Here is a 22,614-nt window from a genome sequence, read left to right on the forward strand (position 1 = left end):
ACTTGCCGTGAAGGGGCGTGGTTCGGGTTGCGGCACATCTCTAGCTTGGAGGGCATGAAAGACACTGCCCACCCCCAACCCGTCACCGATCCCGCTGGGCGGACATTTAACGGCACGGACCAGCGCGCACCATTGCGCCGTGGGCTGCAAAGCTGCGGTGAATACGGTTCGGGCCAGACGGCGGGGCGGTTTTATCCGATCGCATGCGTCGCACTTGAGGTCACGCAGCGCTGCAATCTGGATTGTACGCTGTGTTACCTCTCGGACCGGGCCGAGTTGACCTATGATCCGCCGCTCGCGGTCCTGTTTGCGCGTCTGGCAACGATCCGAAGCCACTACGGCGCCGGGGTTTCGGTGCAGCTGACCGGGGGTGACCCGACCCTGCGAAAGGTCGAGGACCTTGCAACGCTGTGCCGCGAAATCCGTCGGTTGGGGATGCGGTCCTGTCTGATGACCAACGGTATCCGTGCCAGCCGGGCGTTTCTGACGCGGCTGGCAGCAGCGGGGCTGGACGATGTGGCCTTTCACGTGGACATGACGCAGGAACGCAAAGGGTTCCGCAACGAGGTTGAGCTGAACACCGTCCGCCGCGCTTACATCCGCCGGGCACGCGGGCTGGGATTGCGGATTCTTTTCAATACGACCGTTTTCAGCGGCAATTTCGATGACCTCCCGGCCCTTGCGCGGTTCCTGCGGGATCGTCCCGAGGTCGCCTTTGTCTCGTTCCAGATGCAAGCCGACACCGGGCGCGGCGTCCTGCGTGCGCGACCTGATGCGATCACACAGGACAGCGTCGCACGTGCGGTCGAGGCGGGTTATGAGGCGCCACTGCATTTCGGCACAGCTGCGGTAGGGCATTCCAAATGCAACCGCTATGCCAGTGTCGTCACCGCCGGAGGCCGCGCGGAGTCGTTGTTGTCGAACCGGCGTCTGGTGCATCGAGTGATGGCCGCATTGGAAGGAGCGGACGACCAGCAGGATGCCCATATGCGTATTCGTCCCAAACTGCTGCGCGCGATCCGGTGTCACCCTTTGCTGGCGTTGCGTGCTCTGGCACACTTGGCAGTTAGCGTGGCCCGTCTGGGGCCGGGGTTGTTTCGCGGTCCGGTACGGCGGCAGGCGGTGTTCATTCACAACTTCATGGCGGCGGATGCGTTGGATGACGACCGCTGTGCCTCGTGCGTGTTCATGGTAGCGACAGCGAATGGCCCCTTGTCGATGTGCGTGCATAATGCCCAACGCGATCACCATCTGGCCAGCCCGGACCAGATCGACGGACCCACCGGCCCAAGCTGGTGGAACGCGGCTGTGCCCAGTTTGTCTGCGCGTTCGGATTTGCCCGACCTGAGCGATCCGGCATCGGCGCCGCTCAAACAGTTGAAGGGCCAGATGCGGGCCTTGCGCCAGGCCCGGAAGGACGCCTCATGAAAAAGCTGCTGATCGTGATGTTGCTGCCCCTGTTGGCCGCCTGCGCCAGCGTCGAACGTTTGGCATTGCCGGCACCCGAGGTGCTTCCGGGGCAAACCCTGACCCGTTTTGCCTCTGCGCCGGGTCAGCGGCTCGACCACCGGGACTGGAGCGCCTTTCTGTCCCGCTATGTCGCCCCGGATGCGATGGGTGTGAATCGAGTGGCCTATGGGCAAGTAACCCTGGCGGATCGGGCACGGCTGGACGAGTATCTGACAGAACTGCAAGCCGTGGACCCAACACGGCTGACCCGTGATCAGCAACTGGCATATTGGATCAACCTTTATAATGCGGTGACGGTGGACGTGATCCTTGAGAACTACCCCGTCGCTTCAATCCGCGTCATCAAGGATGGCCCTCTTTCCATCGGCCCCTGGAACCGCCCGCTGGTGCAGGTTGCGGGGCAGACCCTGAGCCTGAACGATATCGAGCACCGTATCATCCGGTCCACTTTCGATGAGCCGCGCATTCACTACGCATTGAACTGCGCCGCTGTAGGGTGCCCAAACCTGATGGACCGCCCCTGGCAGGCCGAGACGCTGGAGCGTGACTTTGCCGCTGCCGAGCGCGCCTATATCAACGATCCGCGCGGGGTCCGGTTTGACGAACGCGGAGGACTGATCCTGTCGAAGATCTACATCTGGTTCAGAGGGGATTTCGGACGCGATGAACGCGCAGTGATCGCCAATATCACAGAAGCGGCAGATTTGAACCTGCAGGCACGGCTAAATGAAACTTCGCGCGTGGCTGCATATGAGTACAATTGGGCGCTAAACGACGCAACTGTCACGGAATAACAGTGATTCAAGCCGATTCTTGAAGAGATTTTTTTCGATGCGCGTTGACCCAGAATTACACAAACAGAGTCCGCAAATGAGGTGCAGCAGGCTTCAGAAGTGGTTACTGAAGGCTGCTTTATCAGCTTAAAAAACGTTAAAGTCCTCTAAACACAAAATTTTTACTGCAAAAGTGTCCAAAATGTGGCACGGTTCGCTGAGGTGTACTTTGTTTTCGTATGAAGTTTTGAAACGGGGGAAACGTAGTGAGTTTTCTGGGACTATGTAAGGTTGCCACGGTAGCAGTCTGCTTAACGGCTGGATCCGCTTATGCCTCAACCGTTAATTTCTTGGTTGGTGCGGGATCAGGCACAACTTCCACGTCAAGTTGTACCAATTGTAATTTGACCATAACTCCAAACGCATCGTTGGTTGGTACGGCATTCTCGCTCGGCGTAGGGGAAACAGAGCGTGTGGCTTTGTTTGATGTCCTTTTGAGCGACGCTGGCCTTTTCTCGGGCGGTGAGTTTGAGGTGGATACCACCTTAGCATTTGATATCCCGGGTGGATCAATCAGTAGTTCGGGTGATGCCGATTTTATTAGCTTTTTTGGCTTCATTACTCTCGGCAGTTTGGATTGGACGCAGAGCGCGTTTAATGTTGCCTTTGGAAACGGAGGTTTGTACAGCGTCGCGCTCGAAGAGGGCATCGGATTTGTGTTGGGCAAATCCAAAACAATCTATGCGGACGTGACTTTGGAAGTCTCACCGGTTCCGCTGCCAGCGCCATTTCTGCTGCTTTTAGGTGGTATCGGCGGACTTGGTTTAGTGCGCATGCGCCGGAAGAGGTCATCTGCCTCACCCGCGTGATTTTTTACGCCTTAACAACCTACGCAGCGGTTCACCATTAACTGTGAGCCGCTCGTTTCATTTTTGGAAGGCAAGTTCTAAGGGCGATCTGTTCCCTCCGAACGGTCTTGACGTGATGCTCAAAATTCAGCCCAACCAACCGGTTGGGCTAACACGTTTCCCTATTTTTTAAGTGGCAAGTTGCGAAGGGTCTTGTGCCCAAAGTCCATCTTGGTTTCTGCGAACTTACAGCAACTCTTCGGCGCGCAGCAGCTCCTGCATGTTTGCCTCGGGGCGCGGGCCGATATGGCTGATCACCTCGCGGGCGCAGACATTGCCGATCTTCGCGCAGGTCTCGTAATCGCGGCCCGTGGCCATGCCGAACAGGAATCCGGCAGCAAATTGATCGCCTGCACCGGTTGCGTCTACCGGCACCACTTTTTGCACCGGCACATCGATGCGCTGACCGTCATGCAGAACCGTTACGCCATCGCCCGAGCGCGTGCAGACAACCAGAGGGCAAATCTCGGCTGTTTTCGCCAACGCCTCCTCCAGATCGTCGGTTTCGAACAGCGATTTGATCTCGGCCTCGTTACCGATCACGAAATCCAGTTCATTCTCAATCAGCAGCAGGAAATCGACCCGGTGGCGTTCAACACAGAACGGGTCCGAAATGGCGATGCCTGTCTTGCCGCCGCCCTTATGGCAATCGCGCGCGGCCTCAAGAAATGCCGCTTTGCCCTTTTCCTTGTCAAACAGATAACCCTCAAGGAACATGATCTGGCTTTTGCCCGCCACGTCACTGGAGACGTCTGCCGAGGATAGCTCGGACGAAATCCCCAGATAGGTGTTCATCGACCGCTCGCCATCGGGTGAGACAAAGATCATCGAACGCGAGGTCGGCAGTTCGCCGCCCGGGACCGGAGGGTTCACGAAGTCTACGCCATCCTCGTTCATCGCATCCGCATAGAACCGGCCCAGGGCGTCGTCATGTACCCGGCCGATGAACGCCGCATCCAGACCCAGCGCACCGGCTCCGGCGATGGTGTTGGCCACGGACCCACCTGGCGTCTGCACCCGGCCTTCCATCGAGGCATACAGAACTTCGCCGCGTTCCTGCTCGATCAGCTGCATAATGCCTTTTTCGATGCCCATAAGTTCCAGGAAACTGTCATCGGCCTGGGAAATCACGTCCACAACGGCATTGCCGATGCCAACAAGCTGGTAGGTTTTCATAGATTTTTTTCCTCAAATTCGCAGAGATCGCGGATGATACAGGTCCCGCACATGGGTTTGCGGGCTTTGCAGTGATAGCGGCCGTGCAAAATCAGCCAGTGATGTGCATGGAGCTGGAAATCGGTCGGGATATTGTCCTCGATGGCGCGTTCGACCGCGTCCACATGCTTGCCGGGGCAAATGCCGGTACGGTTGCCGACGCGGAAGATATGCGTATCCACCGCCTGCGCCGGGTACCGCCACCACATGTTCAGCACCACGTTGGCCGTCTTGCGCCCGACGCCTGGCAGCGATTGCAGCGCGGCGCGGGAATTGGGCACTTCACCATCGTAATCTTCGACCAGAATGCGGCTGAGCTTGATGACATTCTTGGCTTTCTGCCGAAACAGCCCGATTGTCTTGATATGCTCGATCAGACCCTCTTCACCCAGGTCCAACATCTTTTGTGGCGTGTCGGCGATCTTGAAAAGTTCTTTGGTGGCCTTGTTCACCCCCGCATCGGTCGCCTGCGCCGACAGCGCCACGGCCACGACCAGCGTATAGACGTTTACATGGTCCAGCTCGCCCTTGGGTTCGGGGTCAGCCTCGTGAAAGCGGGTAAAGATCTCGCGGATCTTGTGATATCCGAGTTGTTTTGCCATCCGGCCCTTAATGCCGATCAGGGGCGTTTGACACAAGCCCAAAGCCAATGCGCATGTTCCGGGTCGCGAGGGCATGTCCCGCGCGCTATGCTTTATCCCAGACAATGAGGTGAGAGACATGAACGTCCAGACCCCCGAAAGCGGCTATCACTACAACGTCATGCGGCGCGCGATCGATTTGATTGATCAGGGCGGCGAGGGCTTGAGCCTTGAGGAACTGGCCCGCCAGATGGACATGAGCCCGGCGCATTTCCAACGCCTGTTCTCACGCTGGACCGGCGTGTCGCCGAAACGGTATCAGCAATATCTGACATTGGGCCATGCCAAGGCGCTGCTGCGCGAACGGTTCACCACATTGGAAACCGCTCATAACGTGGGGCTTTCCGGCAGTGGTCGTTTGCACGATCTGTTCCTGAAATGGGAATCCATGAGCCCCGGTGAATACGCCCGCAAGGGCGCGGGCCTGACGATCTATTGGGGCTGGTTCGAAAGCCCCTTTGGCCCGGCACTGGTCATGGGCACCGACAAGGGTATCTGTGGCATGGCTTTCGGCGCTGAAACCGGTGAGGAAGAAGCGATGGAGGACATGCTCGGTCGCTGGCCGCAGGCGGAGTTTGTCGAGGACCCGATGCGCCTGCGCCCTTGGGTGCTGAGCGCCTTTGGTTCGGTCAGCGACCGGTTGGAACCGACGCCGCTGTACCTGATCGGCTCACCCCTGCAGATCAAAGTGTGGGAGGCGCTGATGCATATCCCCTCCGGCCTGGTCACGACCTATTCCGAGATCGCGGAACGGGTGGGCTCGCCGCAGGCGGTGCGGGCCGTGGGTACGGCGGTCGGGCGCAACCCGGTCAGCTGGTTGATCCCGTGCCACCGCGCGCTGCGCAAATCCGGTGGATTGGGTGGCTATCATTGGGGTCTGCCGGTCAAACGAGCGATGCTGGCTTTTGAGGCTGCGCAGGCGGATGCCTGATTGACAGATGGCTTGGCCGGTGCCAAAGATCGCGACAGGTTTGGGTCCCCTGCCGTTCGCGGCCAAAGGCTTTGGTGAAACCCTGTCAAAATCATCTGATGCCCTTTCACGGCGCGCGGATGGCAATGCGAACCCCGTCCATTTCTCGCGCCCGTCAAAGGAAACGAGGCAGATGATGAATGAACCTACTACAATAGCTCCGCTGCAGGAACTTAAGGCGCAGGCTAAACGCTTGCGCCAAAAACTTTTGGGTGAAGGCGTCCAGATATCCCACAGCAAAGCTCTGGAACTGATCGCACACCAATATGGTGCACGCGACTGGAATACCCTTCATGCGCAGGTTGGGAACCGGATGGATCTGCGCGTCGGTGATCGCGTTTCCGGTCGATACCTGGGTCAGTCTTTTTCTGCCGAAATCCGTGGGATGACTATATTGAGCGATGGTTCCCACCGCCGTCTAACGCTGCAATTTGACGAACCGGTTGATGTTGTCCGGTTCGACAGTTTTTCGTCTTTTCGGCAGCGAGTGACGGGTGAAGTAGGTTGGGATGGCCGATCTGCACGGAATACATCGGACGGCGAACCGCAACTTGTGGTGCGCCCGGAGTAAAAAAGGGCGAGGCGCAAGGCCTCGCCCGATTTTTCAGAAATTTGGGTTTGGCCTACTCCGCTGCCCAGCCGCCGACAGCTTTGACTTCCAGAAAATCTTCCAACCCCCAGACGCCGCCTTCGCGCCCGTTCCCGGACTGTTTCATACCTCCGAACGGAGAGCCCGCACTGCGCGACTGGCCGTTCATTTCCACCATGCCGGACCGCAACACACGGGCCATGCGGTTGGCCCGCGCACCGTCCTGAGTCTGGACATAGTTGGTCAGGCCATAGGGCGTGTCATTGGCGATCTCGATCGCCTCTTCTTCGGTGTCGAAGGGGATCATGGTCAGGACCGGGCCAAAGATCTCCTCGCGCGCGATGGTCATCTGGTTGTTGGCATCGGCAAAAACCGTAGGCCGCACGTAGTATCCCTTGTTCAACCCCTCGGGCCGGCCGGTGCCGCCTGCGACCAGACGGGCGCCTTCATCGATACCCTTCTGGATCAGGTCCTGAATCTTGGTCCACTGCACTTCGTTTACCACCGGGCCGATATGGCGACCTTCTTCCAGTGCCGGTCCGACCTTGACCATATTTGCCACCTCGGCTGCTGTCTCAACCGCCTGATCATAGATCGGCCGCTGCACCAGCATCCGGCTGGGGGCGTTACAGCTTTGGCCGGTGTTCTGCATCATGTGCAGTACGCCGCGTTTGACGGCCTTTTCATCCGCATCCGCAAAGATCACATTCGCGCCCTTGCCGCCAAGTTCCAGATGCACCTTCTTGAGCGTATCCGCAGCCGCCTTGGAAATCGCCGTACCCGCGCGGGTCGAGCCGGTAAAACTGACCATATCCACATCCAGATGCGCCGACAGTTGCGATCCGACGCCGACACCATCGCCATTGACCAGATTGAAAACACCGGGCGGGAAGCCGGCCTCGTCCATCATCTCGGCAAAGATCATCGCATTCAGCGGGCTTTGTTCCGACGGTTTCAGGACCATGGTGCAACCTGCAATCGCCGCCGCTCCGACCTTGAGCGTGATCTGGTTCATCGGCCAGTTCCAGGGCGTGATCAGCGCGGCAACGCCGACGGCCTCATAGATGATACGGTCATTGGGGGTGTGGTCGCCCAGCGGGCGGTCGAACTGAAACGCTTTGGCGGCGCGGATGAAGTTCTTCAGATGATACATCCCGGCGCCCGACTGCGCGCTGCGCGACAGGTCCAGTGGCGCGCCCATCTCAAGCGACATCGCCTGCGCCAGATCCTCGGAACGGGTCTGGTAAATCTCGACCAGCTTCTCGACCAGCGCGAGCCGGTCCGCGACCGGTTTCGCCATCCAGCCGGGCAGGGCGGCCTTGGCGGCGGCGACAGCGGCATCCGTGTCTGCCTGCGCACCCAGTGAAATCACTGCACAGGGCTCCTCGGTCGAGGGGTTGATCACGTGAAAGTCATTGGCCGCCGATGGGGCGACCCATTGACCGTTGATATAGAAATCGCGTTTTTCGATCATGGCGCATCCTCCTGTGCCAATAGCCCGCAGCCGGGTTTCGCGGCCACTCTGGCACCCGGGCCGGGGTACGGCAAGCAGCAATTTGATCAAATTATTTCCCAACCCAAAACGGTTTAACAATCGCACAAAGTGTTTAGGTTGACGGCAACCGACTCGGGTTTTTCACAGGAGAGGAGATTTACCATGGGTTTGCGCATCAACGACACGGTTCCGAATTTCACCGCAGAAACGGATCAGGGCACCATTCAGTTCCATGACTGGATCGGTGACAGCTGGGCCATCCTGTTCTCTCACCCCAAGGATTTTACCCCTGTCTGCACCACCGAATTCTCGGCTGTGGCGCAGCTGAACGACGAATGGGCGGCACGGGGCACCAAGGTGATTGGTGTATCGGTGGACAATGTCGAGGACCACAAGAAGTGGAAGAAAGACATCGAAGAATACGGCAAGGCCAATCCGGGCTTCCCGATCATCGCTGATGACGGGCTGGCCGTGTCCAAGGCCTTCGACATGCTGCCCGCCGAGGCTTACCTGCCCGATGGCCGTACTCCTGCGGACAGCGCCACAGTGCGGTCGGTCTTTATCATCGGGCCGGACAAGCAGCTGAAGTTGTCGATGACCTATCCGATGACCGTGGGGCGGAACTTTGCCGAGATCCTGCGCGCGCTGGACGGGCTGCAGATGTCGGCCAAAGGCGTGGCGACTCCTGCCAACTGGATGCCGGGTGAGGATGTAATCATCCCACCTGCGGTATCGAACGACGAAGCGAAAGAGAAGTTCGGCGAGTTCGAGACGATCTTCCCCTACCTGCGCAAGACCAAGGCGCCGTCGTAAGACGCAGCCGGGTCAGGGGGGCTGTCTGCCCCCCATCGCGCCATGGCGCGCGATTTCCCCGAAGGTGTTTTCAGTCAGATAATGCAGGCGGGCGCTGCGGGTGCAGGTGGAGCTGCGCCCGATAAATCGCGCGTTTGACTTCGCGGGTCAGCTTGTCTGACAGCGGCGGTTTGGTCTGGATGGTCGAGCCGCCGATTTCGCCCGCAACCTCCTGATTACCGCTGCCTTGCAGGGCATGGATCGGCTGGCCGGTCAGCCAGTGCATCTGCAGGAATGTGTCCACAGGCCGGTCGATCTGGTTGGTGGCGGCCAGCAGGCGTTCGGCGGCGCGCCGTCCCACCAGCTGACACACACATTGCAGGCCGATCACCTTGGGCAGGATCAGGCGCAACCCGTTCTGCTCGGCCAGGGTTTGGGCGGGCACCTCGCGTTGCTTCACCGGGATGCGGATATAGTGATCTGGCGTGGCGATCGAGGCCAGCAGGTCCAACGCCTTAGCCATGCGGCCCGGGTCGATGCGCAGGTCATCCTCGGTGATGACGGCCAAGTCGATCTTTTCCTCGACCAGTTTGCGCCAGATGCGACGGTGGCTTTCGAAGACGCCGATCTCGGCCGGGCGCAGAGTAAAGGGGTAGTGGGGGCGGTGCAGGTTGCCCGGATGCGGTTGGACCCCGGCGATCTGGTCCGGGTCGCGGCCGTTCACAGCTTCGAACAGTTCGGCATTGGGCAGGTCGGCGCATAGCTGGTCGGCATTGAGCCGTCGGGCCGTGCTGGAGGACATATGGATGACAAAGGATCGCATGATCCCGTGCATAGAACACGGGACCATGGGGGGGAAGAGAAACCGGAGAGAAACTCTGCCCCTTAGCGCTCAGAAGCTGTAGCGCAGGCCGACATTGACGCTGAAGGCGTCGATATCGTCTTCGACCGTGCCGGTGGAGGCACCATTGGGGGCCAGCCGCTCGGATGACACGTCGAACGCGCGGGAATAGCGGGTGTCCAGTGTCAGAGCCGTGGTTGAATTGATCTCATAGGCGACACCGGCAATGACTTGTGCCGCAAAGGTCGTATCACTGTCATCCAGTGCCACGCCCGGACCATAGACGAAATCCACATCGGAATAGGTGGCGCCCAGACCCAGCCCGACATAGGGGGTGAAAGCGCCTGCCTGTTTGAAATCAACCAGAACATTGGCAAACAACGAGGTCTGCGTGAAATCGCCAGAGATGTTGCCTTCGGCCCCCGGCCCATTGCCCGAGAAGCCCACGCCATCCACGTCGCCGTCACGGTAAGACAGTTCCAGTTCGATCCTTGTACCAATTGTATCGCTGGACCATCGTGGAATTTCGGTGCCAATCGCGACACCCAGCCCGTAGCCGGCGTCGAAATCCGTGTCCACAGATTGCGACGACCCGTTGACGGTGCCGCTGAAGTCGCTGTCCTGCAGCTGGCTGTAGCCGGCAAAGCCCTGAATATACAGGCCCTCAGACAAGCTCTGCGCGGTCAGTCCCGATGCGCTGATCGTCAGGGCTGCCGAGGCCAATATGAGACGCGTAACCATAACCATGTCCTTTGATCCGAGTTTGGTATGGCGCACATGTGGGCGAAGCAGGTGGGAAGGAAAGGCGCGCGGCCATCACTTCGATTCACAGGATTTTGGGACTGTGTGAGTGAATAAATGCGCCCCTTGAGCGGAGCGTTGGATGAACAGGTCAGTGTGCTGAATTTGACCGGTCAGCCCCCTGTTTGACCAAAGGTTCGGACAGCAACTCATCGATGAAAAAGCTGAGCAATTGCAGGCGCCCGGCGACGCCCGCCTTGCGATAAACAGCGGCGCTTTGGGCCTTGATCGTGCCCTCTTTGGTCTGCCGCAATTGGGCGATTTCCGCGATTGAAAGCCCCTTGATCGACAGCAAGGCTACGTCGCGTTCTGCGTCGCTGAGGTTCCAGTCGCTGAATTGGGTATCGATGATCTGTGCCAACGCGCCCTGCGCTATGCTCAACTGCCGTTGCATCTGGCGCACACGCCTGTTCTGGGATCGGATCAGTGCAATGGTCGCGGCTAGGCCTCCTATCAGGGCCAGTGCCAAAACCAGCTCAAAACTGTGCAGGTGACGAAAGCCCGCGCTTTCCCCTCCGGTCCAGTCCAGTATCGCGTCGGTCATGAAAAAGGCGGCGCAGACAGCCTGCACCACCAGAAGGAGCCAAAGCAATGACGTTTGAGTTGGCTTCATGCGGCCCCTGTGAAATCACCCGATCAGTCATCGTCCTTTTCGAGTTCGATGGCAGTAACCACGCCGTCGGTCTTGGACAGGACCAGTTCAGTTTCCACGCCATCTTTGAGAAGTTCAACCTCGATCTCGCCGTCTTCGAACTCGATTTCTTCGATCTGGTATCCCTGTGCCTCAAGGGCCGTGCGGATGTCAGCCTCGGTGGTGCCCAGTTTGTCACCCAGCCCGACATTGGCAAGTGCAAGAACGGGCGCGGTTGCGATCAATCCGGTTAGAGTCAGCAGTTTCAACGTTTCCATATCGCATCTCCTTTTTTACGTTGTGGCGATGCGAGTGAGCTGGGGGTGATGCGACAGTGTTGCGATTGGCTTTTGGTTGAAATGGCGGGATTTGAACAAAGGTTTATGCGGGAAATCAGGCTTTGGCGAAGTCCTCCCGGCTAGGGTACCGTGCCACAAAAAAAGACCCCGGCGTTTTCACCGGGGTCTTTCGTGTTTGCGATGAAAGGGCAGATTACTCTGCGCTTTCCTCTTTCTTCTCTTTCTTCTCGGGAACGATCTCTTCGCCGGATTCCTGATCGACGACTTTCATCGACAGGCGCACCTTGCCGCGATCGTCGAAGCCCAGCAGCTTGACCTTTACTTCCTGACCTTCTTTCAGAACGTCCGAAGGATGGTTCAGGCGGCGGTTTTCGATCTGGGACACGTGGACCAGACCGTCGCGCTTGCCAAAGAAGTTCACGAAGGCGCCGAAGTCGACGATCTTGACCACTTTACCGGTGTAGATCTGGCCTTCTTCCGGCTCTGCAACGATCGAGTGGATCATCTCATAGGCCTTCTTGATCGATTCACCGTCAGGCGAGGCGATCTTGATGACGCCGTCGTCATTGATGTCGACCTTGGCGCCCGAAACCTCGACGATTTCGCGGATGACCTTACCGCCCGAACCGATGACTTCACGGATCTTGTCGGTCGGGATGTTCATGGTTTCGATGCGCGGGGCGTGGACCGAGAATTCGTTGGTCTCGGACAGGGCTTTGCCCATCTCACCCAGGATGTGCATCCGGCCGTCCTTGGCTTGCGCCAGGGCTTTCTCCATGATCTCGGGCGTGATGCCCGCAACCTTGATGTCCATCTGCAGCGAGGTGATGCCGTTTTCGGTGCCAGCCACTTTGAAGTCCATGTCGCCCAGGTGGTCTTCGTCACCCAGAATATCCGACAGGATGGCATAGTTACCGTCATCTTCCAGGATCAGGCCCATGGCCACACCGGCAACCGGTGCTTTCAGCGGGACGCCCGCATCCATCATCGACAGCGAACCACCGCAAACCGATGCCATCGAGCTGGAGCCGTTGGATTCCGTGATCTCCGACACGATACGGATCGTGTAGGGGAAGTCGGTCGCCGCAGGCAGAACCGCCTGCAGGGCGCGCCATGCCAGCTTGCCGTGGCCGATCTCACGACGGCCGGGGCCACCGACGCGACCAACTTCACCAACCGAATACGGAGGGAAGTTGTAGTGCAGCAGGAAGTTCGATTTGAAGTTGCCATGCAACGCGTCGATGAACTGTTCATCGTCGCCGGTGCCCAGTGTGGTCACGGCCAGCGCCTGCGTTTCACCGCGGGTAAACAGGGCGGATCCATGGGTCCGGGGCAGCATCGAGGTTTCTGCAACGATCGAACGGATATCGGTAGTCGAGCGACCGTCGATCCGCTTGCCGCCCTTAACGACGTCGCCGCGCAGAATGCCAGCTTCCAGCTTCTTCATCGCGGAACCGAGGTTGCCGTCTTCCAGCTGCTCTTCTGTCAGCGCTTCTTTGATCGCTTCACGGGCAGCGGCAACAGCGGCGGTGCGTTCTTGCTTGTCGGTGATCGCGAAGGCGGCGCGCATCTGCTCTTCACCTGCGGCCTTAACAGCAGCATACAGTTCCGAGTAATCCGGCGCTTCGAATTCAAACGGCTCTTTCGCGGCGTCTTCGGCCAGCGAGATGATCAGGTCGATGACCGGCTGGATCTGCTCGTGGGCAAAATTCACGGCGCCCAGCATTTCCGCCTCGGACAGCTCATAAGCTTCCGATTCCACCATCATCACGGCGTCTTTGGTGCCGGCGACAACCAGATCCAAACGCTGTTCAGGGTTCAGGCGCAGGTCCTGCATGTCGTCGACGGTCGGGTTCAGAACGTATTCACCGTCTTCGAAACCAACGCGGGCACCGGCGATCGGACCCATGAACGGCGCGCCGGATATGGTCAAAGCGGCCGAAGCAGCGATCATCGCAACGATGTCGGGGTCGTTGACCAGATCGTGGCTCAATACGGTGCACATCACCAGAACTTCGTTCTTGAAGCCGTCAACGAACAGCGGGCGGATCGGACGGTCGATCAGACGCGCGGTCAGAGTCTCTTTTTCGGTCGGGCGCGCCTCGCGCTTGAAGAAGCCACCCGGCACCTTACCGGCGGCATAGTATTTTTCCTGATAGTGGACGGTCAGCGGGAAAAAGTCCTGACCCGGTTTTTGCTGCCGTGCAAAGGTCACGTTCGCCATGACGCTGGTTTCGCCCAGTGTCGCGATCACGCTGCCGTCGGCCTGACGGGCAACCTTGCCGGTTTCCAGTGTGAGCGTCTCTTCGCCCCACTGCATAGATTTCTTCGTTACATCAAACATGTGCGTATCCTAGATGGGAGCACTCCCGCCCCTGCGGGTCTCCCGTTTGCTTGGCGGCCCCATTGCCGCCGACCCCATTTTACTTTCGTCTGAGTGCCGGGATCAGGGCACAACGTCTCAGATACCGCGCGCATACATGAGATTGCGGTCAAAGGAAAGGGAAACCGCATGGCATAAAACGCCGATAAGCCTCGGAACGGCGCGTTCGTGCCTTAAAGAGACCGCTCCCGCGATTTACGCAACGCACGGATGTCTTGCGCGGGTTCTGCGTCTGGCGTTTGTGCCGGGTTTTCCGCGTCGAAGTCCTCGGACTTCAGAAACGCCAGTGCCGAGATCGACCAGAGCCAGGAATACAGCCACAGCAACGCCCCGCTTGCGGCGACCCCTCTTAGAATGATCTCAAGGTCGAAATTTGGCAAACTCTGCGCCGTAACGATCGAGACAACCGACACAAGGATCGGCAACAGGGCGTATAACGCCGTGAAAAAACCGAAATAGAGCTGCAAGAAGAGCGAGGCAAAAAACACGCAGAACAGTGGAACAAAGCTGCGTCCGAACCCGTTGAAAAACGCGTGACTTGGAGCACGGTGACCAGCGGAATGTGCAGCGCTGGCCATAGGCACGGCCATGGCCGCGTAGAACGCGGCCAATACGAAGGACATCACGATCAGACTGCTACCTACGGAGAGGAATGCAAATGCAATCTGTGTGGATTCCGCGGCATCCTGAAGGGCGGTCCATGAGAGAGGCTCTCCCACTTGCCACATGGCAAAAGCCATTGCGGATAGTTTGACCAAAACGGCCAGTACAGTAATTACCGCAGCACAGAACAACCCATACAACACCGAATACAGGGCCATGGCTCGGTAATCCGTGTGTCGTTTCTTCCCTTTCAGTTCCAGGGCTGTACGTATCCCGAACAGGGTGAAAAAGGCAGTTGTGACCGGCTCGCTGATATACCCGGCCATCCCGAGGGTGAAGATCCCCAGAACAGTCCAGACAAGCGTTGATGCAAGGCTGATCAAAAGTACGGGGACGATCATGCGCAGTGTTACGCGGAACGAAAGCAGAAGAGAGTTGAGGATGAGCATCATGGGTGCGAACTGTAAATCCGGTTGTTCTGGGGCGTTCGAGGAGGTTTCTGGCGGGGCATTTCCGTCGTGCAAACGCCACTAACAACGAATGACTATGGAGCAGAGAACTACCCAAAGTTGAGTTGCTTGCAAGAGAAAAAGGGGCACGCGATGAATGAGTTTCCGGGTATCAGTAACCAAAGGCGCGAACCCGGGATATGGGGTCCAGGGTCGGTTTACCTATCAGTCAAGCGTACCAATAAAGCTACGGTCCACACCTCGCGGAAATGGCTAATTCCGTCGCTTATATTCCGGCATGTGAATGCGTTTTGTGAAAAAGTGGTTGCAGTGTAGGCTGTTACCACTGAACCCGCGGTCGAAAGGACGGAAACTCGCCAGGGGATAGAACACTCATATCCGTCGGCCGCCCGAATACCTTGGCGTTTGCATCTGCGAACAGAGGGGCATCGAATGGCTCAAAGCAAGAAAATGCTGGATCCGGATCCACGGATCTATGATTTCGAAACAGAGTACGAACTGGGGCAGGATAACGTCCGCCCGTTCGGTCTGGACATCCACAATCCGGTCTTCCTGATATCCAGTATCCTGATTTTTGCCTTCGTTCTGATCGCATTGGCAAATCAGGAAGCTGCGGCAACGTTTTTCGGCTGGCTCCGGCCTTGGCTGACCAGCACGTTTGACTGGTTCCTGGTTTTGTCGGTTGATGCAATCACCCTGTTCTGTCTGGTGCTGATCGTCCTGCCCGTCGGCAAGGTTCGGATTGGTGGCAAGGATGCCAAGCCCGACTATTCCTATGCCGGTTGGATCGCGATGATGTTCGCCGCCGGTATCGGTATCGGGCTGCTGTTCTTTGGTGTAATGGAACCCGTCTACTACAACTTTGCTGAGGACGGTAACGCGGTCCCGCTTGGCATAGATATCGCGGTACCCGGCAATGAATATGCCGGTATCGTGGGTACCATCCACCACTGGGGTCTGGAAGGTTGGGCAGTTTATGCCGCCGTCGGCCTGGCCTTGGCGATTTTCAGTTACAATCTGGGTCTGCCGCTGACGCTCAGATCTGCGTTTTATCCGATTCTGGGCGAACGTGTCTGGGGTTGGTGGGGTCATATCATCGATACTCTGGCGGTCTTTGCCACATTGTTCGGTCTGACCACTTCGCTGGGCCTTGGCGCACAGCAAGTGGCGGCAGGATTGAACGAGGTGTTCGGCATAGAACCCAGCCCGACCGTCGTTGTTTTGTTGATCATTGGTATCACCATGATCGCCCTGGGCTCGGTCCTGCTGGGTATGGATGCGGGTGTCAAACGGCTGAGTGAGATCAACATGATCATGGCCGTGGGCCTGTTCATTTTTGTGATCGTGGTGACGGGTGTCGGCACAGCCATTGCGCGGTATTTCAACGTGATGGTGGATTATGTGTTCCACCTGCCCGCATTGTCGAACCCGTTCGGGCGAGAAGACACCAGTTATTTCCACGGCTGGACAACCTTCTACTGGGCATGGTGGATTGCATGGTCGCCGTTTGTGGGCATGTTCATCGCTCGCATCTCGAAAGGCCGCACGGTGCGTGAATTCGTGATCTGCGCCCTGCTGGCGCCTACGGCGGTTTGCGCTCTTTGGATGTCGACCTTTGGCGGTGCTGCCATTGACATGCTGAACGCGGGCGGAGCCGAAGGTGTTCGTGCCACGGTTATCGACAGCTATGCCCCCGAAGGCGCGCTGTTCGGTTTCCTGAAAGAGCTGCCGCTTTACGGTATCATCGCCCCCATCGCGCTGATCCTGATCGTGGTGTTCTTTGTCACCTCGTCGGATTCGGGCTCGCTGGTGATCGACACGATCACCGCAGGCGGCAAGATGGACGCACCGGTGATCCAGCGCGTGTTCTGGTGCACGCTTGAAGGTCTGGTCGCTATCGCCCTGCTGCTCGGAGGCGGCCTGTCGGCCCTGCAAGGCGCCGCGGTCTCGACCGGCATTCCGTTTACGCTGGTGGTTCTGATAATGTGCTACTGCCTGTGGCTGGCACTGAAATCCGAACGGGCAAAGATGTAGGGACGTTAAGAAACGCGAAACGCCCGCCGCTTAGGCGGGCGTTTTCATATGGCCGATAGCGGTTCCAAACCTGTGAAGGGGTTTTCTGGAAGCAAGGGGGGTCTAAGGTAATGAGTTATTTTGATCTGGGAACTTATTCGCGACCGATCTCAACATCTTCCAAAGACGCACAGCTATGGTTCGATCGCGGTTTGGCGTGGACCTATGCCTATAACCACGAAGAAGCGATCGAGTGTTTTCGGAAAACGCTGGCAGCCGATCCGAATTGCGCCATGGCCCATTGGGGCATCGCATATTGCATCGGCCCCAATTACAACAAGCCTTGGGAAACCTTCGAAGATGAGGAAAAGCCGGACTGCGTTGCGCTGGCAAAGGCCTCAATCGACGCGGCTAGCCGACTACGGGATCAGCTATCGGCGGTCGAGCGTGCGCTGATCGACGCGTTACCATCGCGCTATCCCACCTCTTCGGAAGTCGAGGATTTCAGCCCGTGGAATGATGCTTTTGCCGACGCTATGCGCAAGGTGCATGCGGCTTTTAGCGACGATCTTGATGTTTGCGCCCTGTTTGCCGAGTCTCTGATGAACCGCACGCCATGGCAGCTTTGGGATTTGCCAACCGGCGAGCCGGCGGAAGGCGCGGACACGCTCGAGGCCATCTCGGTCCTCGATACGGCTTTTGACAGCCTGCCCGGGGCATGGCAGCACGCGGGGCTGTTGCACATGTATATTCACCTCATGGAAATGTCGCCGCACCCCGAAAGGGCGCTGCGTCAGGGTGATGCGCTTAGCACACTGGTCCCCGAAGCCGGGCATCTGTTGCATATGCCAACCCATATCGACGTTCTGTGCGGCGATTACATGAATGTGGTTCTGCGCAACCACACTGCTATTGTCGCGGATCGGAAATTTCTGGACCGTGAGGGACCGGACAATTTCTACTCGGTCTATCGTTGTCACAATTTTCATTTCAAAATCTATGGCGCGATGTTCCTGGGGCAGCCGACTGCTGCGCTGGAGGCTGCTGAAGAATTGAACGCGACCTTGCCTACGGAAACCCTGCGGCCAATGGCGGATTGGTTCGAAGGCTTCATTCCGATGAAGCAGCATGTTCTGATCCGGTTTGGGCGTTGGCAGGATATCCTTGATCAGCCATTGCCCGCAGATGAGGACCTGTACTGCGTCACACTGGCAATGATGCGCTATGCCCGCACAGTAGCGCTGGCCAATCAGCAGCGGATTGCCGAGGCCGAAGCCGAGCGTGACCTGTTCTATCAGGCCTATGAGAAGGTTCCTGAAAGCCGCATGCTGTTCAACAACACATGCTGCGATATCCTGAAAGTGGCTGAACAAATGATGCTGGGCGAACTGGCGTATCACAAAAACCAGTATGAGGTTGCGTTCGAACATCTGAGGAAGTCGGTCGAAATTGACGATAACCTTCCTTATGATGAGCCTTGGGGCTGGATGCAGCCGACCCGCCACGCCTTGGGTGCCCTGTTGCTTGAACAGGGGCAGGTCGAAGAGGCCGAGGCCGTCTATCGCGCCGATCTGGGGCTTGATGCAACGCTGAGCCGTGCCTGCCAACACCCGGGAAATGTCTGGAGCCTGCACGGATTGCACGAATGTCTGACCCGCCGGGGTGAAAGCGTAGAGGCCGCACATATCAAGCTGCAACTCGACAAAGCCGCCGCGCGCGCAGAAGTGCCGGTGCGCGCGTCCTGTTACTGCCGTCAGAAACACTTGGCGGCCGAATAGTCTTGCGCATAAAAAGAAGGACCACATTTCGGCCTTCACTGCAGATTTGGCCGGTAGTTGCCGGTTAGCGGAGGACCAAAAAAAACGCCCGCCAAAATGGCGGGCGTTGAATTCAGATAAACCGGGTTTGACGCCCATGCACACTGTGCTTAGCGGCGGATACCCAGCTTTTTGATCAGGTCCTGATAGCGCGCTTCTTCCTTGCCTTTCAGGTAGTCCAACAGCTTACGGCGCTGGGCGACCATTTTCAGCAGACCGCGACGACCGTGGTTGTCTTTCTTGTGGGTCTTGAAGTGCTCGGTCAGGGTGGTGATGCGCGAGGTCAGGATGGCAACCTGAACTTCAGGCGAACCGGTGTCGCCTTCTTTGGTGCCGAATTCTTTCATGACGCGTGCTTTTTCAGCGGCAGTAATCGACATCGGGGTCTCCTTTGAAGGTTAGAGTTAATGGCGCAGGCCGGGATGTCGTCCAGCACAGGCCCATGGAGAAAACCGCACCGATTCCGATGCGGATGCGCGCGTATAAGCGCATTTTCGGCAAATGGCAAAGGGATTCTGACGGGTCAGCCCAGCGCGGTCAGCTGCGCCAACTCGGCCTCGGTGATCAGCTGGATGTCATCCGCCGTCATCCCCTTGGCCCCCAGCAGTTGCGCCACATCCTGACCGTCGATCAGAACATGGGTCAGGTTTTCGTTCTCGGCGTCCTGCTCGATCTGGACGTCAGGATCGTCCACACCATTCCATGACACAAACAACTTGTCCTGACCGGGTTGGAAATCCATCACAGTCACGGCTTCATCTTCGGGTTCGGGGGTAAGGATGATGTCATCGGCATCCTCGCCGCCGGTGACGATATCCCCGCTATCGGCCAGGATCGTGTCCTCTCCGGCGCCGCCATTCAGAAAGTCAGTGGCCTGTTCGCCCTCAGCATCGTCGCCGGTCAGGATGTCATCACCGTCCCCGCCGAACAGAACATCCTCACCCGCGCCTCCGTGCAGCGTGTCGTTGCCATAGCCGCCATGCAGCGCGTCATCGCCTTCGCCACCGTCCAGCGTGTCATCGTCCTGACCGCCATGCAGAGTATCGTCGCCCTCACCGCCCTCCAACTGGTCGGCGCCGAAATGGCCATAGAGATGGTCGTCCCCCTCATCCCCGTTCAGCAGGTCATCGCCGCCCTCACCGTGGAGAATGTCGTCATCGTCTCCGCCTGAGATGTTGTCCGCACCTTCATCCCCGTACAGTACGTCATTGCCGGCACCGCCGTAGATCACGTCATCCGCGCCGAAACCGTTAATCTGATCGACGCCGTCCTGCCCGGTCAGGACATCAGCATCTTCGGTCCCGGCAATGATCAGATCGCCCTGGAATTCCGAGATAATGGTCCCCGTCGATGGGGCGGGGTCTTCGGTATTGACGGTTTCGTCTGCTTCGCGGGCGTCAACAGGGTGCGAGGGATCTTCGACACTGTCATTGATCTCAAGAAAATTGCCCTCGGTCACTTCGTCGACCTGATCTTCCGTGATGTCGTCCTCTTCGGGCTCATCTTCGGGCATGAAAGCGTCGCTGATGGCGTAGGCAGCGCCACCGACGGCGGCCAGTCCAAGCAATCCGACCAAAAACATGAGAACCCTCCGTGAACGCGCTGGTCCGAGGGTAAATGTCTCATGTGATCAGTCACTTGGTCAAAGCTAGACTGACCTTGTGGTTAACCTTTTGTCACCACGCTTCGGGCTGCTGCGTATAGGCGACATAGAGCGGATGTTTCGGGTGTCCGTCCTTGGTCAGCCCCAGATGGAACAGCGGCTGTCCGGTCCCGCGTAGCAGGGTTTCGACCGCCGGGCCACGCGCCAGATGCGCGCCGTGGGTACCCCAGGCGGCAATCACCTGATCAGCCCAATTCACGCCGTCCAGAATCGCCGTGTCATTCTCGGGGCCCACCGGATCGGTGGCGGCGCGCATCTTGCGCGGGTCGGTGTCGCGCCACGCAAAGATATTGGTGACCTGAAACGCTCCGAACCCCAAAGCGCGCGCGCGCCGTTCGCAGCGCTCTACCGTGGGGTCGTTCTGCACCTCGGTCGCGGTTGAGGGGTTCAGCATCACAAACAGCGCCTTGCGTCCACCCGCGTCCCAAACGCGGGTTAGGCTGTAACGGTATTTCTCGCAATCGGAGTAGATGGCGGTCGAGGGCGCATCGCCCTTGGTGTGCGTTCGGGTGATCATCCCGCTGGCCTAACACGCTAGATCAACCACGGCCAACGCCTATGTGCGAAAAAACCCGATATGTCAGTCCTGAGTAATTTACCGGCCAACTTGACCAGATTACCTCAATGACATGGCTGGGGGCGCCGAACTCTTCTGCCAAGCGCAAAGAAGATCATAAGTGTCGCGGCCAACAGAGCGAAAGGCGCAGGCAGCGGAACGGGACTCATCGGCGGTCCCTGTGATATCGAATACTCGCCTGAGTTTGTTACAGTATCTGGAAATCCGCCAACGAGGGGGAAGATTGCAAAAAGAGGCGGTTCAACCCCCGGATTGCCCGAATCCTCCAGCGACAAGATGCACTCCATTGCCAGACAAGTTCCTCCGGCCATGGAATTCGAAATAAACCCTTCCGTACCCGGATTTCCGCGGATGTCATTAGCCACCGCATCGTATACAGGCGCGGCGTTTCCGACGCCAAGGGTATCAAAAGTAACGCCATCAATGGTGATCTCAAAACTCGAAAGAAGACCACCGGTATCCGGGGCTTCAAACGAGCCAATCGCACCGTCGATTTCGATTTGGTACTGCAGCGTCATGGCGGTTGCCGCCGGAACGGCAAAAAGGGCCGAAGTCAGTGAAACAGCAATTGCTTTGAACAAATTGTCACTTGAGAAACTCAACATAACCAAACTCCGAAAAATCCAGGCGATAATGCTGATCATATCAAAATTTAGGCTTTTCGTCCAATTTCGCCCGATACAGCCCTGTTCCTTGATTCGGTCGTGCAAAGCTCAAGAGACTTATAGGCGTTTGCTCTCGTTTTATCAGATCGGTCAAATGAACACCCGGCTTGGGTGCAATTCACCGGATTTGAAAATGCCTACCGCTACAGCTTTGCCGTCCAGCGAGGCCCAGGCCTCGTCGCCGTATTCCACGTCCGAAGCCAGTACCAGACCCGGATTTCCATTGCGCAGGCGCGTGGCGCCTTCGGGGGTGCATTTCAACTCGGGCAGGTCCGAAAGGCCGATTTCCAGCGGGTGCAGGTGGTCGTCCAGCGCCGTGGTTTTGGCCATTTCGTCAATCTGTTCGATGCTCAGGCCGTCTTCAACTTCGAACGGGCCGGACCAGATGCGGCGTAGTTCCCTGACGTGGCCGTGGCAGCCCAGTGCCTCGCCCAGATCGCGCGCGATCGAGCGGACGTAACCGCCCTTGCCACAGGTCATTTCCAAAACGATGTGATCTTCGTCGGGGCGGTCGACCAGAATCAGTTCCTCAACCCACAGTGGCCGGGCGTTCAGTTCAACATCCTCGCCATCGCGAGCCAATTTATAGGCGCGCTGCCCGTCGATTTTCACGGCCGAGAACTTGGGCGGCACCTGCATGATGTCACCCAGAAACGGGGCCAGCGCCTGTTTGATAGCATCATCCGAGGGGCGCGCATCGCTTTCCGCGATCACCTCGCCCTCGGCATCGTCCGTATTGGTGGCCTGACCCAGACGAACGGTGAAGGTGTAAGCCTTCAAAGCGTCGGTGATATAGGGAACGGTCTTGGTTGCCTCACCCAAGGCCACGGCCAATACGCCGGTTGCCTCCGGGTCCAGCGTGCCCGCATGGCCCGCTTTCTTGGCGTCCATCGCCCAACGTACCTTGTTGACCACTGCGGTCGAGGTCATGCCCGCAGGCTTGTCCACCACCAGCCAACCGGAAATGTCGCGGCCCTTGCGTTTGCGTCCCATGCTTC

General features: G+C 58.2%; 21 protein-coding genes and 1 pseudogene. 8 read left to right on the plus strand and 14 right to left on the minus strand.

Going from position 1 to position 22,614, the window contains the following annotated elements; all coding sequences use genetic code 11:
* The first annotated feature begins 54 nt into the window (after nt 1-54).
* The 3 genes from ACR1XY_RS09345 to ACR1XY_RS09355 all read left to right on the plus strand — a co-directional run bounded on the left by ACR1XY_RS09345 (nt 55) and on the right by ACR1XY_RS09355 (nt 3,112).
* Nucleotides 55-1,428, plus strand: a complete 1,374-nt coding sequence (locus ACR1XY_RS09345; RefSeq protein ID WP_480592462.1) for a radical SAM protein — start codon at nt 55-57, stop codon at nt 1,426-1,428.
* Nucleotides 1,425-2,264, plus strand: a complete 840-nt coding sequence (locus ACR1XY_RS09350) for a DUF547 domain-containing protein (RefSeq protein ID WP_480592464.1) — start codon at nt 1,425-1,427, stop codon at nt 2,262-2,264. The genes ACR1XY_RS09345 and ACR1XY_RS09350 overlap by 4 nt, the downstream gene beginning before the upstream one ends.
* 452 nt (nt 2,265-2,716) lie before the next feature.
* Entirely contained in the window at nt 2,717-3,112 is a 396-nt protein-coding gene (locus tag ACR1XY_RS09355) for a VPLPA-CTERM sorting domain-containing protein (protein WP_480592466.1), read from the plus strand.
* Nucleotides 3,113-3,337: 225 nt separating this feature from the next.
* On the opposite strand, the gene ACR1XY_RS09360 is transcribed toward ACR1XY_RS09355, so the two are convergent.
* Both ACR1XY_RS09360 and nth read right to left on the minus strand, forming a co-directional pair.
* Complete coding sequence (locus ACR1XY_RS09360; protein ID WP_480592469.1) at nt 3,338-4,327, minus strand: adenosine kinase; 990 nt, start codon at nt 4,325-4,327, stop codon at nt 3,338-3,340.
* The gene (nth, locus tag ACR1XY_RS09365) at nt 4,324-4,968 is read right to left on the minus strand and encodes an endonuclease III (protein WP_480592470.1); all 645 of its coding nucleotides are present in this window, start codon (nt 4,966-4,968) and stop codon (nt 4,324-4,326) included. Before nth ends, ACR1XY_RS09360 begins: the two co-directional genes overlap by 4 nt.
* 118 nt (nt 4,969-5,086) lie before the next feature.
* Between nth and ACR1XY_RS09370 the strand changes: the two genes are divergently transcribed.
* Together ACR1XY_RS09370 and ACR1XY_RS09375 are read left to right on the plus strand one after the other, a co-directional pair.
* On the plus strand, nt 5,087-5,938 hold the full coding sequence (locus tag ACR1XY_RS09370; protein ID WP_480592472.1) for a methylated-DNA--[protein]-cysteine S-methyltransferase: 852 nt from the start codon (nt 5,087-5,089) through the stop codon (nt 5,936-5,938).
* Nucleotides 5,939-6,110: 172 nt separating this feature from the next.
* Complete coding sequence (locus ACR1XY_RS09375; RefSeq protein WP_480592473.1) at nt 6,111-6,548, plus strand: glyoxalase superfamily protein; 438 nt, start codon at nt 6,111-6,113, stop codon at nt 6,546-6,548.
* Between the two features lie 52 nt (nt 6,549-6,600).
* Here ACR1XY_RS09375 and ACR1XY_RS09380 read toward each other — a convergent pair whose 3' ends face one another.
* On the minus strand, nt 6,601-8,040 hold the full coding sequence (locus ACR1XY_RS09380) for an aldehyde dehydrogenase family protein (RefSeq protein WP_480592475.1): 1,440 nt from the start codon (nt 8,038-8,040) through the stop codon (nt 6,601-6,603).
* A gap of 183 nt (nt 8,041-8,223) precedes the next feature.
* Between ACR1XY_RS09380 and ACR1XY_RS09385 the strand changes: the two genes are divergently transcribed.
* Nucleotides 8,224-8,874: a peroxiredoxin gene (locus tag ACR1XY_RS09385; protein ID WP_480592477.1), complete on the plus strand. Its 651-nt coding sequence runs from the start codon at nt 8,224-8,226 to the stop codon at nt 8,872-8,874.
* Between the two features lie 481 nt (nt 8,875-9,355).
* Here ACR1XY_RS09385 and ACR1XY_RS09390 read toward each other — a convergent pair.
* The 6 genes and pseudogenes from ACR1XY_RS09390 to ACR1XY_RS09415 all read right to left on the minus strand — a co-directional run.
* Nucleotides 9,356-9,703: pseudogene (locus ACR1XY_RS09390) on the minus strand (glycosyltransferase family 25 protein); the annotation flags it as partial.
* A gap of 42 nt (nt 9,704-9,745) precedes the next feature.
* A complete protein-coding gene (locus ACR1XY_RS09395) occupies nt 9,746-10,435 on the minus strand; it encodes an outer membrane protein (RefSeq protein WP_480592478.1) in 690 nt (229 codons plus the stop codon).
* 151 nt (nt 10,436-10,586) lie between these two features.
* Nucleotides 10,587-11,108 carry a helix-turn-helix transcriptional regulator gene (locus ACR1XY_RS09400; protein ID WP_480592479.1) on the minus strand — a complete coding sequence of 174 codons (522 nt, stop codon included), beginning with the start codon at nt 11,106-11,108 and terminating at the stop codon, nt 10,587-10,589.
* Between the two features lie 23 nt (nt 11,109-11,131).
* Nucleotides 11,132-11,404, minus strand: coding sequence for a PepSY domain-containing protein (locus tag ACR1XY_RS09405; protein ID WP_480592481.1), 273 nt, complete (start codon nt 11,402-11,404; stop codon nt 11,132-11,134).
* Between the two features lie 214 nt (nt 11,405-11,618).
* The gene (gene pnp / locus ACR1XY_RS09410; protein ID WP_480592483.1) at nt 11,619-13,769 is read right to left on the minus strand and encodes a polyribonucleotide nucleotidyltransferase; all 2,151 of its coding nucleotides are present in this window, start codon (nt 13,767-13,769) and stop codon (nt 11,619-11,621) included.
* Between the two features lie 212 nt (nt 13,770-13,981).
* Complete coding sequence (locus ACR1XY_RS09415; RefSeq protein ID WP_480592486.1) at nt 13,982-14,812, minus strand: hypothetical protein; 831 nt, start codon at nt 14,810-14,812, stop codon at nt 13,982-13,984.
* Nucleotides 14,813-15,313: 501 nt separating this feature from the next.
* Here ACR1XY_RS09415 and ACR1XY_RS09420 point away from each other — a divergent pair.
* A complete protein-coding gene (locus ACR1XY_RS09420) occupies nt 15,314-16,915 on the plus strand; it encodes a BCCT family transporter (protein WP_480592488.1) in 1,602 nt (533 codons plus the stop codon).
* A 110-nt stretch (nt 16,916-17,025) separates the two neighbouring features.
* Nucleotides 17,026-18,672 carry a hypothetical protein gene (locus tag ACR1XY_RS09425; protein WP_480592490.1) on the plus strand — a complete coding sequence of 549 codons (1,647 nt, stop codon included), beginning with the start codon at nt 17,026-17,028 and terminating at the stop codon, nt 18,670-18,672.
* Nucleotides 18,673-18,821: 149 nt separating this feature from the next.
* Here the strand turns inward: ACR1XY_RS09425 and rpsO are convergent, their stop codons facing one another.
* The 5 genes from rpsO to truB all read right to left on the minus strand — a co-directional run bounded on the left by rpsO (nt 18,822) and on the right by truB (nt 22,609).
* Nucleotides 18,822-19,091 (minus strand): 30S ribosomal protein S15, encoded by a 270-nt coding sequence (rpsO, locus tag ACR1XY_RS09430; RefSeq protein WP_170379357.1) that lies wholly within the window; start codon nt 19,089-19,091, stop codon nt 18,822-18,824.
* A gap of 143 nt (nt 19,092-19,234) precedes the next feature.
* Complete coding sequence (locus ACR1XY_RS09435) at nt 19,235-20,293, minus strand: calcium-binding protein (protein ID WP_480592492.1); 1,059 nt, start codon at nt 20,291-20,293, stop codon at nt 19,235-19,237.
* Nucleotides 20,294-20,387: 94 nt separating this feature from the next.
* Nucleotides 20,388-20,891, minus strand: a complete 504-nt coding sequence (locus ACR1XY_RS09440; protein ID WP_480592493.1) for a DUF1643 domain-containing protein — start codon at nt 20,889-20,891, stop codon at nt 20,388-20,390.
* Between the two features lie 104 nt (nt 20,892-20,995).
* Complete coding sequence (locus ACR1XY_RS09445; RefSeq protein WP_480592495.1) at nt 20,996-21,595, minus strand: hypothetical protein; 600 nt, start codon at nt 21,593-21,595, stop codon at nt 20,996-20,998.
* A 111-nt stretch (nt 21,596-21,706) separates the two neighbouring features.
* Nucleotides 21,707-22,609, minus strand: coding sequence for a tRNA pseudouridine(55) synthase TruB (truB, locus tag ACR1XY_RS09450; protein WP_480592497.1), 903 nt, complete (start codon nt 22,607-22,609; stop codon nt 21,707-21,709).
* Between the last annotated feature and the right edge of the window lie 5 nt (nt 22,610-22,614).

The sequence above is a fragment of the Ruegeria sp. AD11(2025) genome, from assembly GCF_056542405.1.

What these genes read in the sequence shown, in the direction of transcription:
- ACR1XY_RS09375 (WP_480592473.1), top strand. Translation starts at nt 6,111, where the DNA reads ATGATGAATGAACCTACTACAATAGCTCCGCTGCAGGAACTTAAGGCG.
- ACR1XY_RS09420 (WP_480592488.1), top strand. Translation starts at nt 15,314, where the DNA reads ATGGCTCAAAGCAAGAAAATGCTGGATCCGGATCCACGGATCTATGAT.
- ACR1XY_RS09360 (WP_480592469.1), bottom strand. Translation starts at nt 4,327, where the DNA reads ATGAAAACCTACCAGCTTGTTGGCATCGGCAATGCCGTTGTGGACGTG.
- ACR1XY_RS09405 (WP_480592481.1), bottom strand. Translation starts at nt 11,404, where the DNA reads ATGGAAACGTTGAAACTGCTGACTCTAACCGGATTGATCGCAACCGCG.
- ACR1XY_RS09395 (WP_480592478.1), bottom strand. Translation starts at nt 10,435, where the DNA reads ATGGTTACGCGTCTCATATTGGCCTCGGCAGCCCTGACGATCAGCGCA.
- ACR1XY_RS09415 (WP_480592486.1), bottom strand. Translation starts at nt 14,812, where the DNA reads ATGATCGTCCCCGTACTTTTGATCAGCCTTGCATCAACGCTTGTCTGG.
- nth (WP_480592470.1), bottom strand. Translation starts at nt 4,968, where the DNA reads ATGGCAAAACAACTCGGATATCACAAGATCCGCGAGATCTTTACCCGC.
- ACR1XY_RS09445 (WP_480592495.1), bottom strand. Translation starts at nt 21,595, where the DNA reads ATGATCAGCATTATCGCCTGGATTTTTCGGAGTTTGGTTATGTTGAGT.
- ACR1XY_RS09385 (WP_480592477.1), top strand. Translation starts at nt 8,224, where the DNA reads ATGGGTTTGCGCATCAACGACACGGTTCCGAATTTCACCGCAGAAACG.
- ACR1XY_RS09380 (WP_480592475.1), bottom strand. Translation starts at nt 8,040, where the DNA reads ATGATCGAAAAACGCGATTTCTATATCAACGGTCAATGGGTCGCCCCA.
- rpsO (WP_170379357.1), bottom strand. Translation starts at nt 19,091, where the DNA reads ATGTCGATTACTGCCGCTGAAAAAGCACGCGTCATGAAAGAATTCGGC.
- ACR1XY_RS09345 (WP_480592462.1), top strand. Translation starts at nt 55, where the DNA reads ATGAAAGACACTGCCCACCCCCAACCCGTCACCGATCCCGCTGGGCGG.
- truB (WP_480592497.1), bottom strand. Translation starts at nt 22,609, where the DNA reads ATGGGACGCAAACGCAAGGGCCGCGACATTTCCGGTTGGCTGGTGGTG.
- ACR1XY_RS09440 (WP_480592493.1), bottom strand. Translation starts at nt 20,891, where the DNA reads ATGATCACCCGAACGCACACCAAGGGCGATGCGCCCTCGACCGCCATC.
- ACR1XY_RS09350 (WP_480592464.1), top strand. Translation starts at nt 1,425, where the DNA reads ATGAAAAAGCTGCTGATCGTGATGTTGCTGCCCCTGTTGGCCGCCTGC.
- pnp (WP_480592483.1), bottom strand. Translation starts at nt 13,769, where the DNA reads ATGTTTGATGTAACGAAGAAATCTATGCAGTGGGGCGAAGAGACGCTC.
- ACR1XY_RS09425 (WP_480592490.1), top strand. Translation starts at nt 17,026, where the DNA reads ATGAGTTATTTTGATCTGGGAACTTATTCGCGACCGATCTCAACATCT.
- ACR1XY_RS09435 (WP_480592492.1), bottom strand. Translation starts at nt 20,293, where the DNA reads ATGTTTTTGGTCGGATTGCTTGGACTGGCCGCCGTCGGTGGCGCTGCC.
- ACR1XY_RS09370 (WP_480592472.1), top strand. Translation starts at nt 5,087, where the DNA reads ATGAACGTCCAGACCCCCGAAAGCGGCTATCACTACAACGTCATGCGG.
- ACR1XY_RS09400 (WP_480592479.1), bottom strand. Translation starts at nt 11,108, where the DNA reads ATGAAGCCAACTCAAACGTCATTGCTTTGGCTCCTTCTGGTGGTGCAG.